The organism is Neisseria sp. HMSC061B04 (assembly GCF_001836705.1).
Taxonomy (GTDB): domain Bacteria; phylum Pseudomonadota; class Gammaproteobacteria; order Burkholderiales; family Neisseriaceae; genus Neisseria.
Map to the genome: position 1 here is coordinate 48,452 of NZ_KV830177.1, position 15,526 is coordinate 63,977.

17 protein-coding genes are annotated in these 15,526 nt (G+C 45.3%); 2 read left to right on the top strand and 15 right to left on the bottom strand.

The annotated features are described in order from the left end of the window. Positions 1 to 206 (top strand): recombination-associated protein RdgC (gene rdgC / locus HMPREF2661_RS02190; RefSeq protein WP_168166707.1); only part of this gene is annotated, 206 nt, incomplete at its 5' end. Between the two features lie 313 nt (positions 207 to 519). After that, positions 520 to 753: a hypothetical protein gene (locus HMPREF2661_RS02195; protein WP_070822223.1), complete on the top strand. Its 234-nt coding sequence runs from the start codon at positions 520 to 522 to the stop codon at positions 751 to 753. A gap of 556 nt (positions 754 to 1,309) precedes the next feature. Here the strand turns inward: HMPREF2661_RS02195 and HMPREF2661_RS02200 are convergent. The 15 genes from HMPREF2661_RS02200 to HMPREF2661_RS02270 all read right to left on the bottom strand — a co-directional run bounded on the left by HMPREF2661_RS02200 (position 1,310) and on the right by HMPREF2661_RS02270 (position 15,508). Beyond that, positions 1,310 to 2,560 carry a Y-family DNA polymerase gene (locus HMPREF2661_RS02200; RefSeq protein ID WP_070822224.1) on the bottom strand — a complete coding sequence of 417 codons (1,251 nt, stop codon included), beginning with the start codon at positions 2,558 to 2,560 and terminating at the stop codon, positions 1,310 to 1,312. A gap of 1 nt (position 2,561) precedes the next feature. Further along, positions 2,562 to 3,143, bottom strand: coding sequence for a LexA family protein (gene umuD, locus HMPREF2661_RS02205; RefSeq protein ID WP_070765308.1), 582 nt, complete (start codon positions 3,141 to 3,143; stop codon positions 2,562 to 2,564). Between the two features lie 162 nt (positions 3,144 to 3,305). Continuing rightward, positions 3,306 to 6,002 (bottom strand): DEAD/DEAH box helicase, encoded by a 2,697-nt coding sequence (locus HMPREF2661_RS02210; protein WP_210400051.1) that lies wholly within the window; start codon positions 6,000 to 6,002, stop codon positions 3,306 to 3,308. Between the two features lie 10 nt (positions 6,003 to 6,012). Then, positions 6,013 to 7,578, bottom strand: coding sequence for a site-specific DNA-methyltransferase (locus HMPREF2661_RS02215; RefSeq protein ID WP_070822225.1), 1,566 nt, complete (start codon positions 7,576 to 7,578; stop codon positions 6,013 to 6,015). Between the two features lie 116 nt (positions 7,579 to 7,694). Then, positions 7,695 to 8,240, bottom strand: coding sequence for a hypothetical protein (locus HMPREF2661_RS02220; RefSeq protein WP_084824298.1), 546 nt, complete (start codon positions 8,238 to 8,240; stop codon positions 7,695 to 7,697). A gap of 184 nt (positions 8,241 to 8,424) precedes the next feature. Further along, positions 8,425 to 8,901 carry a hypothetical protein gene (locus tag HMPREF2661_RS02225; RefSeq protein ID WP_070822226.1) on the bottom strand — a complete coding sequence of 159 codons (477 nt, stop codon included), beginning with the start codon at positions 8,899 to 8,901 and terminating at the stop codon, positions 8,425 to 8,427. Positions 8,902 to 8,984: 83 nt separating this feature from the next. Next, positions 8,985 to 9,770 (bottom strand): DUF1281 family ferredoxin-like fold protein, encoded by a 786-nt coding sequence (locus HMPREF2661_RS02230; RefSeq protein ID WP_070822227.1) that lies wholly within the window; start codon positions 9,768 to 9,770, stop codon positions 8,985 to 8,987. Positions 9,771 to 9,983: 213 nt separating this feature from the next. Beyond that, the gene (locus HMPREF2661_RS02235; RefSeq protein ID WP_070822228.1) at positions 9,984 to 10,571 is read right to left on the bottom strand and encodes a hypothetical protein; all 588 of its coding nucleotides are present in this window, start codon (positions 10,569 to 10,571) and stop codon (positions 9,984 to 9,986) included. Between the two features lie 223 nt (positions 10,572 to 10,794). Further along, complete coding sequence (locus tag HMPREF2661_RS02240; protein ID WP_070822229.1) at positions 10,795 to 11,544, bottom strand: hypothetical protein; 750 nt, start codon at positions 11,542 to 11,544, stop codon at positions 10,795 to 10,797. Positions 11,545 to 11,619: 75 nt separating this feature from the next. Next, positions 11,620 to 12,207: a hypothetical protein gene (locus tag HMPREF2661_RS02245; protein WP_070822230.1), complete on the bottom strand. Its 588-nt coding sequence runs from the start codon at positions 12,205 to 12,207 to the stop codon at positions 11,620 to 11,622. 105 nt (positions 12,208 to 12,312) lie between these two features. Continuing rightward, a complete protein-coding gene (locus HMPREF2661_RS02250; protein WP_283140437.1) occupies positions 12,313 to 13,083 on the bottom strand; it encodes a hypothetical protein in 771 nt (256 codons plus the stop codon). A 227-nt stretch (positions 13,084 to 13,310) separates the two neighbouring features. Next, a complete protein-coding gene (locus tag HMPREF2661_RS02255; protein ID WP_070822231.1) occupies positions 13,311 to 13,652 on the bottom strand; it encodes a hypothetical protein in 342 nt (113 codons plus the stop codon). A gap of 81 nt (positions 13,653 to 13,733) precedes the next feature. Continuing rightward, the gene (locus tag HMPREF2661_RS02260; RefSeq protein ID WP_070822232.1) at positions 13,734 to 14,852 is read right to left on the bottom strand and encodes a DUF6094 domain-containing protein; all 1,119 of its coding nucleotides are present in this window, start codon (positions 14,850 to 14,852) and stop codon (positions 13,734 to 13,736) included. Between the two features lie 73 nt (positions 14,853 to 14,925). Further along, positions 14,926 to 15,135: a hypothetical protein gene (locus HMPREF2661_RS02265; RefSeq protein ID WP_049323396.1), complete on the bottom strand. Its 210-nt coding sequence runs from the start codon at positions 15,133 to 15,135 to the stop codon at positions 14,926 to 14,928. Positions 15,136 to 15,301: 166 nt separating this feature from the next. Next, positions 15,302 to 15,508 carry a hypothetical protein gene (locus HMPREF2661_RS02270; RefSeq protein ID WP_070822233.1) on the bottom strand — a complete coding sequence of 69 codons (207 nt, stop codon included), beginning with the start codon at positions 15,506 to 15,508 and terminating at the stop codon, positions 15,302 to 15,304. Between the last annotated feature and the right edge of the window lie 18 nt (positions 15,509 to 15,526).

A 15,526-nucleotide genomic window follows, 5' to 3' on the forward strand; every position in this document is an offset into this window, starting at 1 on the left:
GCTTGGTATGGCGCGAACAAATCGCGTTCATCCTCACCCAAGACTTTACACTCAAACGCATACAATATTTGGACTCTTTGCAAGAAGAAGCTGAAAACAATGGCGATGATGCCGCCAGCTTGACGTTTGCTTCTCAGATCTTGATGACAGAAGGCATTAGCTTGATGTTGGAGGAGTTGGTCACATATCTCGGTGGATTTGAGTAGGAACAACTATTTTTACGATTTAAAGTAACTAGCTGGTAACAAAATCAATATAAATTTTAGAAATTTTATATTTCAGTGGGTGCTTTGCCCCCACACCCCCAGTCTCGCCGCCGACAGCTCGGGAACAGGGAAGGTCTTCGCCCTTTTCTGCTCCCTTACTGAAGCGTATATTCGTCTCATGTCAGTAAATAGGGTATTCATAAACGCCCTAGTAGGACAGGACGTTTACAAAGCTTCCCCATTGACAGCCATTCAACTCAAAAATGAACAAATGTCGCCTGAAACATGGCGGCTTTTTTTGAAAGGAAAATAAATGCCACACCAAAATAGAAACTGGCAACGCCGTTGGACGGTTGATTTTGAAACTCAAACCGCAACACATGAAGATGGTTGGGTTTTTCAATTTTCAAAAGTTTCAGACGGTGTATTTGATGGAAGTCTGATTTCTCAGCCCAAGAATATCACGATAGAACAAATTAAAAACGCGCCTATAATTGCGAAGGAAGCAGGTGAAGTGTGGATGAGAGCGCGAAATAATAGACATTAACCAAAGGTTTTTCTTTCTTTTGCACTTAAGGTTGCTAAATGTTGTTGCATAAAGACATATAAACTAAACATATACTAAGGCTGATTATTATTTTTAAATACTCGATTCTTGAAAAAAATCCTGTCATACCAATATACATGCCGTATCTATAATCTTCACTCTAGGAGCCTAAATATGCCGTTAAAACCTGGACCAAAACCGATTGCAAAATCAACAGGCAAACCCGATCAGCGACGCCGTGATAATAAAAGCACGCCTGGAAATACTCCGTCTTTAAAACCAAGCAAGTCATCCGGCAACCGTTGAGCCTGAACCTCCCACGCCCTCAGCTTATACAGAGGGCGTATTCCGCTAAAAATAGAAAAGCCCGGCCGCCGCACTTGTTTGGTGCGGCGGCCGGGCTTTTCTGCATTATTGTGTCATTTATTTGTAACTTTGACATCATATTTTGTTTAATATTTGAAGAGTTAAAAAAAGGTCGTCTGAAGTTCAGACAACCTTTTTTCTATGGAATATTATCCACAGATTTTGTGGATGTTTTGGGGAAATCATATCCTTAGACTACGAGCAAATCCGCAAACCGTGTGGTATAGCACAGGCTCAACCTATCTCTGTTCATTTTCCAGTCATCCGCAAGCAGTTCGGAGGCAAGTTTTAGACGGCCTCTACCGTACCGGCGATTGATTTTGTCCCATGCCTCCATAACTGGATTGACGGCTTCCGGCTGCCATAGGTCCGTTTGTACATGTCCGGCTGGTTTCAGCCCATGCAATTCTATCCCGCATTTTTTATAGAGGTAGCCGCCTCGGTAAACGTTCGCCAACAGATTTTGCGCCTCCCGGTTCAGGATGATGGTATCTGCTGTCGGCACGGCCAAATTACGGCTCAGGCTCTTATGGTATTGAGGGGCTTTTTCCCGGAAAAAATCCGTGTGTAGGAATACGGTAACGGCAGAAGCCGCCAGTCCGTCACGACGCAAGGCTTCTGCCCCCGAACTGATGTGATGTGTAATCGCCGCCTGCAACGCCTCCGGTGTTTCGATACACGTTCCAAAACTGCGGCTGCGGACAAGATTCTGCCTTGTTTGCGGTTCGGGGTGCAAACCATCACAGGCAATACCCTGCATTTCGCGCTGCGTCCGTTCGACCGTCACGCCGTATCGCCGGCGCAGGGTAGCGGTATCCGCCCGAACAAAGTCCAATGCGGTATAAATTCCTTGTGCCGCCAGTTTGGCCGCTGTTCTACCCCCGATTCCCCAAATCTCATCGACACTCTGGCTGCGCAAGGCACGAAGGCGGACAGACTCATTCCAATCTGACCAAACCACCACTCCTCCAAAGTGATCGGGGTAACGTTTGGCAAGATGGTTGCAAAACTTGGCCAGCGTCTTGGTCGGAGCAATGCCAACGCAAGTTGGTATGCCAACCCATTGTAAAACACGGCAGCGAATTTGATGCCCATGTACAGCAAGATTTTCAATGCCGGACATATCTGCGAAACATTCATCAATAGAATAGACTTCAACCGCCGGAACACACCCAGCGATAGTTTCCATCATCCTCCGGGACAGGTCTGCATAGAGTTCGTAATTGCTCGAATAAGCTTTCAGACGGCCTTGAGAAACTAAGTGTTTCACACGGAAATAGGGTTCCCCCATCTTAATGCCTAAAGCCTTTGCTTCGGTAGATCGTGCAACCACACAGCCGTCGTTGTTTGACAGGACAACGACTGGGGTATTTTTCAATTCCGGTCTGAAAACTCTTTCGCAAGAACAGTAAAAGCTGTTCCCATCAATAAGGGCAAACATCTTAGCTTCCCTGACGAACATCTTTGATAACGAAGGTTACAACGCCAACGACTGTCCAGGTATCACTGTCATCAGGTATAAAGTCAGGGTACTCGCCGGAGGCATTTTCAGAGTGTAGCTCGGGCTTGCGACCTGGAACTTTGTACAGTCGTTTGATCGTAAACTCATTGCCAACATCGGCCATCACAATATCGCCGTGCTTCGGCGTTTTGGATCGGTCGATGATCATAATATCGTCTTTACCGATACCCGCGTCGAGCATGGAATAGCCACCGGAGCGTGCGGCGAAGGTGGCAGACGGGTTTGTGATAAGGTATTCGTTAAAATCGAGATAGTCAGCAACATACGGCTCCGCCGGAGATGGGAATCCTGCGGGGATTTTCTCGAGAGCATATGGTACTTTTAGTGTTGTCCGATTAATGGGTATAAGGCTACCTTGAGGCATGGCTGTAGAAGCGATCATGGCATCGACTGTTGGTATCAGTGACACCGGGATACGTTTAACCGCAGTAGCTTCACCGGACTTGCTTTTGCGTCCTGCACCATCTCTTCTTCCACCGCGTTTTTTTGAAGCTTGTTCCATAATGAGCTATTTTGATTTCGTAACAAAATCATTCTAACAAAAAAAGGCTCACACGGAAATTTGTGTCTGCATTTTTTTGTTCAATGTATCAATTACCGCCTTTGCCGGCGAAAATAAAGGCATTGAGTTAAAAAAGGTCGTCTGAAGTTCAGACGACCTTTTTTAACTCTTTAATACAGCCTGGATCTGTTGTTGCATGCTTCTGCCTTGGCCATCCTCTTTGACGGCCATGACGAACAGGCATTTCCCATCACTTTTATCCGCCCAATAACGACCAATTACCTCTTTTTCCTTACTGTCATCGTTTGTGGCTAGGCTTTTGCCTTTATATTCCACTACCAATATCCTGCCATCGTTCAGTTCGCAAATAAAATCGGGGAAAAAGCGTTTATTGCCTGAACTACCTGAAAGGGGAAGCCAAAATCCTCGTTTCCCGATGTCTGGGTTGCGTATCCACCATTTAACTTCTTTGAGGGTGTCCAAATAGAAGGCACATTCGAACTCTTCACCTGTGGGTTTTAGGTTTTCAATTTCATCAAAGAAATGTTTTTGGAAACGATACTTCCCCTGATAGAAGGGTGGCATGGGAACGTAATTTTCAAGATTAAACTTGTAACAGAATTCTGCATCTAAACATGCTTCCCATTCTGAACTATCATCAAACAGAGTTTGCCGGTAACACTCACCGATAGCCTTACTCCGGTAGCTGTCAATCAGCCCTGAGATGGCACGGCTTAGGGCAAATTTGTGGTGTATTAAGTCGGCGAGTGTATTTTCTGGTTTAGAGAGAAGATTATCAACAACACGTTTCAGGAATGGCAACATCTGCTTTATCGGAGTATGTGCGTGATCAATTTTATCAGCCAGCCAACGTACCAAATCATCAGGTTCAACTTCTAAAAATCCATCATCCGACGCTAAATTCTGCTGACTGGAGCGATAAACAACTTCTTTATTTGAGCTTTCGTCCAAGTCAATTTGGAAAAAACGATCACCTTCCGTATGAAAGCGAACTTCCGCCGGATAGTCGTTGATGTTCCAACCTGCAACCTCTGTCAGTACATCAGCTTCAAACAAATCCAATTCACCTTGATATTTCAGGCATAGTTGGGGGATTGCTGGAAAAATCTCACCTTTTTCTGCAGGAAATTTAGCTAACTCGATCTTATTGTTGTGAATTTCAATCCTGTCAGCCGCTGCTTTTCGTTTTTTACCGTTTGGTGTATTTTCCAATATCAGTTGACTTGTTTTGTCATCGATAGGACCACTAACTTGTAAAAGGGTAGATCCATCTTCCAGTATAGTCATACGAATGCTGTCGCGTTGCTCTTTGTCCAGTAAACCCATGTCTGGCAAGCTTGTTAGTTCAAATGTTGAGGTAGGCTGAAAATGAGGCTGCGATGTTACGGTACCGAAAAGGTCATCTTGGCCCGAGATGCTGTTATCCGATATGTTTTCACCTGATTTCAACATCTTGGCAATTTCCAAGTGATTAAATCCCATATCGATCAATTTATCTGTCAAAGTTGCGGCTGCCATTCCAAATTGATAGGATAGTAAGTGCGCATAAGCACAATTTAAATCCTCAACTATCCTTTTTTTGGCATAAGGCATACGCAGCACGCGACCAAGCAACTGTTCTGCATCTTTGGCTGATGAGACGTTCTGTAATGAGCAGAATACATAGGCAAACGGGCAGTCCCAGCCCTCCTTAAGGGCTTCAACTGTAATAACGATTTCTATAGGGCATTGAGGCGATAAAAGGTCAATATTATCCAGTTCTCGTTGCGTCCCGGTTACTACCGCGATTTTACTATCATCTATGTTGAGCTTATTGATCAGATAATCACGAAGAACATTAACCGTTACGGTTCCATTTTTGTTTTCGGCTTGGAACAGTATGACGGGTCGTATATATTCAGGTTCTAACTGAGCTTTGCTTGCAAGGTCGGAACGCTGTAATACCGCTGCATCGACTATTTCTTCCCAGCTGTGAGAGCTGTGATCTTGTAAATAAATCGGCAATTTAATCATGCTTTCCGCTTTGAGTGCGGCTGCTCCAACATGATAGATAATATTGCTACCAAAATGAGCGTCTGTATTAGGAGTAGCAGTAAATTCCAAAATGGCCGAAGGTTTCAGACGGCTTAATGTATCAAAAGTTAGCTGGGTACGGGCATTGTGTGCCTCATCGACAATAACCAATGGTCGATAGGCGGCGAGTAGATTAGCAAACGAACATTTGACCCTACCGACAGAGGATCTTTGAAGTCCTTGTTCAGACAAATCATCTTCTGTGATACGTTCAAGTATGGAGAGTGATGATTCCGGCAAACGTGCAAAATGCGCTTCCAAATGCTCGTTGTGCTTGTAGATTTTGCGCATTTCCTTTTTCTGGCTGTCAATGCGGAAATTTGCAATGGTGGAAACCACGACGATGGTTTTGCCTCCGAAATCTTGCGGTTTGAGCTGCGCAAAGTTTTCAACCGTCACGATTACCACCTCCCGCTTGAACGCGGAATCCAGTGCCTGCCGGTAGGCATGGCGGGGATTGTTGAGTGCAGAGGCAGTTTGTGTTTTGACAGTATCGCTCGGAACCAGCCACAAAACCACCGGATAGTCGGTGTCCAGATAATCTTGAGCTGCACTAGATACGGAATGTGCTGCCAGCAACGTTTTACCGCCGCCGGTGGGAATACGGACACAGACATAGGGGATATTCAACTCTTCACAAGGCTTTCGGTAGGGAAAATCAGGTTGTAGTTGGGCGAAAGCCTCTTCAGACGGCATATCGCGACACATGGTCAAAAACTCGGAAACATTGCCCAATGCGTCCTTCTGATATTTTTTCAGTTCCATTATCTTCCCCTTATTTATCCGTAACATGATACGGAATCTGTTTGAAAGTGATCCGCTTTTGATCGAGCGTAGAACTGCCCAAACGACAGGCTTCGCCGTACACCACGATTTTGAGTCCGTTTGAAACAAATCTGTCTAAATCGGGTAATTCCGACAGCACCTTTCGGGTCAGTACATTGCCGCCCTGTGGTCGCCTGTCGCCCAAGATGCCGTTGTAGAGCAGGTAATAGGCAGTATCTTCATATATGCCGACCAGGGGAGTACCGGATTTGAGACCATCTGAAACGGACAGTGGCCGACGGGTAATATGGAACCAGATATAGGCAGCCAGCCCGTCAAAACTGACCTGACTGTTGATGTCGCCATAGCGATCGAAGATATTTTCGCCCAGTTCGTAGAAGCGGAAAGAACCGCCGCCATTCCAGCCGACAGACTTGGAAACACCACCTTGTTCACCGTCTATGACCTGCTTCAGACGGGGGACGATATGTGTTTTGGCATGATCACCGATGTCGATGCCGATATACCGGCGGTTCATCTTGTGGGCGACGGCTGCGGTCGTGCCAGAACCGGCAAAGCTGTCGAGTACAAGGTCATTAGGGTTGGTGGCAATTTGTAATACTTTTTCTAGTAGGCGTTCCGGCTTTGGCGTATCAAAGTCAAAATCCATCTTTTGTAATTCTTTTGTACCTTCCGTGGCAGTTCCAGCATCATCCCACCAAGTTTTTACGCTACTACCTTTAGATTCAGCTTCGCTTAAAAAACGCTTCATTTGTGGCTTTGATTTACCGGTTTTACCAAAAACAATTCTATTATCAGCAAGAGCTTTTAAATATTCATCTTGTGTTGTGCGCCAACATCGTCCTTTGGGTGGCAAATATTCTTCACCTGTATTTGGGTTTGTAATTGGATACGTTAGATTTGGTCGAATATTAGGTGCATCAAAAGGGGTTGCATACCACAACCCACGAGGGTCATTATCTGGATTGCTGTATTTGTCAGCATCGACTAACTGCAATCGATTTAGTGCAACTTTGTCTTTTGATTTTGCGTAAACTAAAAGATGATTATGAGATAGGCTGATAACAATATCACTTTGAACACTTTTCCTATGATTCCACACTATATTGGCTACAAAATTTCCCCGCCCGAAAATTTCGTCGCACATTACTTTCAGATAATGCGCTTCTCGGTCGTCGATAGTAATCCAAATACTGCCGTCTTCCGCTAGCATTTCATGCAATAGCTCGAGGCGTGGGTACATCATATTGAGCCAGATGCTGTGTTCAAGTCCATCGTCGTAGTGGGTAAAAGCTTTTTGAGTATTGTACGGGGGGTCGATGAAGACACATTTAACGCTGCCGGCGTAAAACGGTAGCAGGGACTTTAAGGCATCAAGGTTATCACCCTGAATGATGATATTTTCTGTATTTTGATGATTGAAGCTGGTTCCTTCATTATCACAGACAGAATCTGAACTATACGAGTATTCCGGTTTTTCTACCAATAAGCGGTACGGGCTTTTCTTTGCAATATGTACCGCTTTCTGCTTATCAGACCAATCTAGTATGGGCATTGTTTTACCTTGAAATCTTGATGAACTAAATTTGATTATGGCATTATAGCCATATTTTGAATTTGTAACAAAAACAAAATAGTTATTCCTTTTGTATAGATATAGGAATCAAAAGATTAATCATCCATTTCTTTTCTACAGTAACATATTGAAATTTCGAATGGTGTTTTACGGAACATTTCATTTATCCGGTAAATTTCCTGCCATGCCTTGTGCAATAAAATGTTCCGTACAATGGGAATTGCATTCAATATCCGATATTGTCGGTTATAGATTTTTCGTCTCCTACACCAAATTCTCAAAAGTTCGTCTTCATCATTAATTACGATATGCTTCAGAATTAGTCCCTTTGAACCTACGGGAAGCAGGTAACGCGGATCTGGATTATCAAAGTGCCGTCCTGAACCATTAAAGTCATAAAGAATGTTTGGCTGCATACCGGTAATATTGTGCGTATCCCGTGGATTAGAAATTTCTCCCCTCCATTCAAAGCATAATGTTGCAGATCGGTTTCCAAGTTCGTGTACAGGGACTTCTCCAAGCGAACCTAAAAAATTCATCCCACCATCGTATTCTGTTATTTGGAATGGGGTTTCAAACCTGTGATTTGCTATCAACATATCAAACAACCGATCAATATATTCACGCCGAAGCAAAAGCATTATTTTTCCTTATTTAGTCGTTTTCCATTCACGCCCAAGCCAAACACCGCTCAAAATCTACAATATTAGTAAGTGTTTCAAAAAGTTTATATCCTAGATAAACTCAAGAATTTCCGTTTGACATAGTTTATACTATACAAGAGATAAAAAAAACGGCTGCCTAGGCAGCCGTTGGGTTTATACATCAATCATCTTGATCGAGCAGTTTTTTCAGTTTTGACAAAGGTTCAGTAACAGGAAACGTGTATCCAATAAATTCTTTGAATTGTCCTGTCAAATCCATCTCGTAGAGAGTTCCTGTCCAATCATTGAAAAACTCCAAGAAAAAAGTCATAGACGACGTATAGGTCGTTAAAACCAATCTCTCATATCTCAACTTGCCTTCGAATCCTTCAGAACACACATCACAATGTATTGCAAGGTGATGAAGCTTGTTAGGGTTTTCAGCAAGAATCTTTATCGCATGATAGAGTAACTCGACATCTACGCTAACTTCTAAATCTGGAACTGAATAGTCGTATTCGTCGGACTGATGAATATTAAAAAGCTCTTCACTTTCCTCCGGGAAAACAATCTGCAATTTTTGCATCCCGTCTTCTTTGGAAAGTGTGAATTTTGGTTTTTCATGAATTTCATTGCTTTCGGTTTTGATATTACACATACTAGTCTCCAAAATGGGAGACAACCCTTTCGGGTTGCTCCCGAAAGGGTAGGTTCATTCAAAATTACAAGTTATGATAACTACTAGGAATCTTCATCCTCGTCGTACTCACAACCGAAATGCTCAATCGCGAAGGCTCGCACTTCATCTTCTTCGCAAGGATACTCGAATAACGCGCCTTCGTGACCTTCATAAGATCCCGCAAACCACATTCCTTCCTCAAGGTATTTGGCTTCAAATTTTACGTCAGGAAAACGTTTTGCGATTTCTTCATAAAGCCTATCCGGAGGACCCCAGGCAGTGTCACAGCTGATCCAGATGTCGCTTTCCCCAACCGTCACAAAAGTGCAGTCGGGATCTACGTCCCATTTGCAGCCCCAGTTAGCCATTCGCCAGCCATACCAATCCAGATGACCGTATTGGCGGATGTTTTCCGCAATACGCTTGGCAAATTGTTGATCATAACGAAAACGAGATGCGACTTCAGCGTTATCTTCAAAATGGGTAAATACTTCACCAACAGTCAGATTGTCCCAATCAAATTTTTCCGAAAAATATTGCTTTAATTCGGAGAAAAGTTCATCCGGCAATCTATATTGAATGGACCAAGAGGATTTATCGCTCTGTTCCAGCATTTCCTGTTCCAAATTGATCAACTTCTTTTCAGGTTGTTGAGCAATTTGAAACCAGGTCTGCTGCATGTAACTATCAGGCACCTCGGGAAGAATCAGCTCCTCCGGCATGGGTACAATATGCTGAAAGCTGAATTGATACCCATCGTCGGTTTTGATCAGAATTTGTTCCGCCACTTCAGCGATACGTTCGGGATTGCCCTCAAAATGAAGGCTGTTACTACACCAATTAGGCATATAAAGCTCCTAAGCAGGAATCCCCATCCCTGCGGATAAGGAAACCCGCAGGTTAATGGGCATGCGCCCGGGTTGATAAAAGAGTCGCCACCGGGAATCCGGAGCACATTTCAGACGACAGGTGCTTTAAAAAAAGCAAAGAAACCTGAACGATAACTTTGCCTTTGAATACAAAAAGGTTAATAGAGAGGATGTACTTTTGATTAACGATGGTCATGCCTGCTCATTGTACAGTTCGGGCAGGATTTCACGGTGCAGCCAGCCGGTGACGACTTCGCGTAGCACATGGCGGCAGCCATCAGTCAGAACATCGGATAGACTGAAACCGAACTCGTACAGTCCTAGCCCTTCATTCGACTGCCACTCGATGATGGCATTGCTGTGGCGACTGAAAAGCCAGGCAATATCTGCATCTGACAGATGATGCAAAGCATCCTGAAGTACGATTGCTTTTTCAGGCTTGTTGAAACAGTACCTGAAAACTGACATCAGAAAGCGCAGGTCAGCAACGGCGGATACGCCTTCACCGGCGTAACCGTCCTCAAGGTAAGTGACGGCTGCAACGGCATCGCCGTCGCTACTGCTGATACAAACCATGTCCGCATTGGCCTGTTTGGTAAACTCTTCACAGGCTTGGGCAAAGACGGCTAAATCAGCCTCTAAACCCATTTTTTTCAGTTCGCGGCAAATGGCGGCCATGACACCGTCCGTGTGGGCGGTCAATACCGCACCGTTCAATTTGGCGGCCGCAGTTGCCGATTCTTCCCGATCGGGATTCATCCATACGATAAAGTTTTGCATTGTGTTGCTCCTTAAAAAGAAAACGGAGAACACAGTCCGTAGGGATCGTGTTCCCCACGGGGTTAAAAAATAGCCGTCCGTCCCGAAGGACGTGCGCAATGGGTAACGGCAATACGCGGGTGGCAGATAAGGTCTGCCGGCCTGTAAAGACAGGTATTTTTAGAAGACCTCACATGAAGGTCGTCTGAAAATACCTGCCCGAAGGCAGGTGAGAGGTGCAATTTCAATCGGAAACCGCCGTATTCGGTACGTTTCCGGAAATCAGAATGTCAATCAGAGTCTGTGCAGCTGAGACAGGCATGTCGTTGCTGATCACCATACTCTGCAACTGAAGATAGCTGCTGCGGCCGGACACGGACAAGCCCAACCGATCGGGTTTGAGGTGAAATGAAAAGCCAGGCTCTGCCTCACGGTATAAATGGGCCTGAAGGATGTTTTCAAACACATCCAAGACCGATTCGCCGGTTTCGCCAAAGACCAAACCGTATTTCAGGGCAATATAGTTTGCCACTTCAATTAACAAACGTTCTGCATCAGACGGCTTGGGATCAGTCGACAGTCTGCCTGCGTACCATTGCCTGCGCTTTTCTGCAGGTGTGTTGAAGACTTTTTCGGCCCAAAGGCGTACCGCTTCACTGACCTGGATACAGCCTTCTCCTTCGAGAACTGCGACGGCATACAGCCAATCGTCAAAATAATCGGCTGTCTGGCCAAACGTCAGACCGCTGCCGATAAAGTCGGCAAAGCCGTTTTCGACACGATAGGCAGGGTCTTCGGCATATTCTTCAAATGCCGTATAACTTTCCTTTGTAATTACTGTATCGAGGGGAACATCCCCCATATCCCCAAGACAGTAACTCATATCGTCCGATTTGAGGATGGCGTTACTGCGGTAGTAATTGGGATAGTGTTTTTCGATAAAGTCCCAGTCCAAAACGGATGGGCGAAGCATGAAATATTTTGAAACGGACACGATATTTCCTTTCAGGATAAAAAGAGGGATACGCGCCCGTCGGGGAATGTATCCCCGTGGGGTTGAAAAATAGGTTTATGCTGATACCGCTTCGTCAGCTTCCAGTTGTGAACTGCTTGGCTTATTACGGCCATATTTGTCGAAATACTTTCCCAATACGGCTTTGGCCCACAAAACGGTTACAACTTCAGCCAGATTCTCCTGTGTTTCGAGTAGCTCAAAGAGGTCGGTTCTGCTTTCAGCCAGCCAAAGGTTGACTGCATCACGATTGCGGCCATAAACCCACTGCAGGTCTTTACCGGTCAGGTCTTCGACATAAACTTCGAAAGACGCTTCCACATCGTCCTTGTTTCTCAACAGATGAAGCAGATCGGCGCAGCCTTGATCCTCAACGGAATGCTCTACCGATACAGCCGCCGCGAACAGGTTAAGGTCTTTGGACGGCCAATTTTCCGAATGGAAGTTTTGCGCGAAATACTCGACCGCTTCAAAGACATCTTGGGCAATACCGTGTGGAAAGCCTTTATCGGACAGATAATCCGATACCTGATCCAAAATTGCCTGATAGTTTTGTGGACAGATAAAAAAATGTCCGTTCAAAGCACTCGCAGCTGCTTCAGACAGTTCGTTTTCCATATCCATGGTAATGATGTAGGTTTGCATAAGAAATACTCCAAAAAAACGGGACTACCGCCCAGAAGGGCGGTCAGCCCCTCGGGGTTGAAAAAAGGAACGGATATTCCGTTCTACATATTTAGATTACATGGTTTAAGAGGTTTGCAGTGCAAGGCTGTTCAAATTACGCCTTACGGTATCGATAGCCCAGCTTTTGATAGCTTTATGGATGACTTTGCCTTTTGATTCCGGTCGGGATGCGTTTAAATCGGTAAAATTTCCCCAATTTAAGCCGTTCGTCTCCATCCATTGAAGCACGGTCGCTTCGTTGCGTTCGAACAGCCAGGCAGCCGTTTTTTCCGAAACAACTTGTTCCAAGAATTCGATATGACCGGACGGACCGTATTCCACATCTTTAAGCAGGTAGGCGATGTCGTCGTAACCGCCAATCTGAGGAACGGGGACCAGCACAAAGCTGTCGTTATCAGGCATGCCGCTGTCGAACACTGCCTCCATCAGCATGCTGTAACCGACATCACGGCCTCGCATAATGCTTTGGAAAACCTCCTGAGCCTGGTCATCTGTCAACATGTCGGCGAAACCGGGTTGACGCAACAATGCCGTCCACGCGTCATGGTCGTTCATGACGGAAAAGGATACGGCGGCGGTATGGTGGTTTTCGGTCATATTGGGTACAGATCCCATTTCGTTTTCCATTCTGACGTATTCGGCCACAGGTACGATGGCACTGATCAGATTGGCGGAATAGCCCAGCTCGGCCAATTTGCAACCGATCTTATCGGTGAGGCTTTCGTCGTTGGATGGATAATAGATGACCTGTCCGTTAAGGGCCTCAGCAGCCTTGCCAGCCACTTCAAACTCCTTTTTGAACCATACGATATAAGTTTCAATATTTTTTTTCACGGTATTGCTCCTAAAAAAATGGGATACCGTTCCCCATGGGTACGGTCCCCACGGGGTTGATAAAAGAAAATGCCGTACATCCCGAAGGATGCGTGTCATGTTTAACGGCAGGACACAAGACAGATAAGGTCTGCCAGCCTGTAAAGACAGATATTTTCAGACGGCCTTGCTAAAGTCGTCTGAAAATACCTGCCCGAAGGCAGGTGAGGTATATAACGATTACAAGGTCAGTAATCTTCCGGAAACAGGAGTGTGGTAAGACTTCTGTCCCATTCTGTAATGACCCAAATTTTTTGGTCCCCGATCTTGTAAGAAGACATTATTCTGCCTTCTTCACCTGGCTTGAGTGCCAGCTGATTCAACTTTGCATCTTCAGGGGGAAGATCACCCCATATGCCACGGCGGTGGGCATCAAGCAATATTTGGGCATAAAGATCATTGTCATACAGTTGTGCAGGCAGGTGCTCTTTTGCCCAGTTATCTACTGTTGCCGTCATAGACACTCGGCCCAGGCGAAACAGATAAGGGGTATCACATGCAGCCATAGCCGCCAGATCAAGTTGTTCCATTAGGTGTATCCTTAAAGAAAGCCGGATACACCCCTGCGGGAAGTACCCGGCAGGGTTTAAAAATTGAATAGGCCAATCTATTTATTTGATTGTCAGGACTCGGCCAAAATCCGGCGATCCCTCGGTCAAATCAATTGCCCGTATGCTTGGAGAAAACCGGTCAGTTGAGGTAATCGTGACCACAAGTCTATCCTTGTTGTCGTACTCTTCCGATTTGGTTTCTACTTTGGTTTTATGGGTTGAACCTTTAACCAACAGCTTTCGACCATTGGTTGAGGTGACAACGCCATTAACTTGGCCGGCGGCTAATGCTAAAGCAGCATGCCACTGACCCAGAGTACATAAAGGCCGGCGTTTTTCGGCTATAACGGCACTGGTGCCGAAATGTTGAGAAAACGATGGCCATAACGTGCGGGATTGCTGCTGTCCCAGTTCACGTTCCAATATATCCTGCTCCAATTTAAAGCTTCTTGGGCGAAAGACCTTATTGGGTGCAATAGGCACACAGTATGCAGGCGTACCGGCTGGCAAAGTCTCAGGGGCATTTTCAAAATCAAGCAGGAGCCTTTGTTGGGCATCTGCCTGTTTTTTGCTGATAGAGGCTTTGTTTTTCGGTCGAATTCCGAAGATAACCAGCTGTTTGTAGGTATCCACCGCAGCCCTTATCATACGGACATCCGTACAGTGGGTAGCGATTTCGCCGGTTAGATGCTCTGTCAGAGCGGCTTCCGGAACAATCATTACCAACACTCCGCCTGGCTGCAAAGTACCGAAGGTACGCGCAAAGAAAAGTTCTTCAAGCCGTTTGGTTCTTTGATTAGATAGATTGTCTTTGGCGGTAAAGCCGTAAGGAGGATTCAGAAACAGGAGGCCGACTGCCGAACCCTGCATGGTGCAGTTTTCCACATCGGATTTAATGACACTGGTCAGACGACTCATTGCCTCTTCAGCTCGGTCTTTCTCCAGTTCAATCCCGTAAGTTTGACAACTTATTTTTTCCGATTGCAAAGTAGAAGCTAGAGTAGCCAGGGCTTCTCCTGTTCCACAGCAAGGATCAAATATGCGTAACAAACCTCCAGCGGATGCCGGAATATCAAGGTAAGCGGCTATGCGGGCCAATGTAGCTTGGTCAGTGGGGAAGTATCCGTTGTCACGGTGGTTATGCGCAACACGGGGGTGCATCAGATGGTTAATGGACATGGTAATCTCCAAAAGTAAGGTGGATACCGTGCCCAAAGGGGACAGTATCCCCAAGGGGTTAAAAAATTATGGTTTATTCTTGCCTGGCAATATTCCGTATTCCCGTCTTGAAATTTCGAAGGGCACGGTAATCACCGGGAGAACTCGGCACGGGCAATTTCTGCCCGTTGATATGTAATAGCGAGGCATGTCTGCCACGTTTGTTTTTTTTATAAGTCCATTTTTTGCTCGCAACCAAACTGGCAATATAGACTTGGAAATCTTTATTGGAACTGTATTTCATAAACGTTTCCTTAGAAAAAACCACTGCCGTATAGAACATACGAAACAGTGGGATATTTGGCCAAAGGCCGGGTTAATAAAAAAGCCGTGTCCGCAAATTTACGGTTGATGATGTTTAACGGCAGCATCCAGACAGTAAAACGACTGTCAGCGTATAAATAGTTGAATCAGCAACCTTCCAAGGACATTTCCAGTTTCATGATCTGCAGACAGTTATGAGCCTGTTCGCGGGTGGCGAAATAATCGGATTCGCGTGAATAGGGCATTTTAATTTCAGGGTATGCTTTTTCCCAATAATCCCGACCAACATAGTAACCGGCGTTGGATTGCATGACTTTTAAATCCGAAACATAACAGCCAATATCGTTTTTCATGATTTTCCTTCCTTTTTT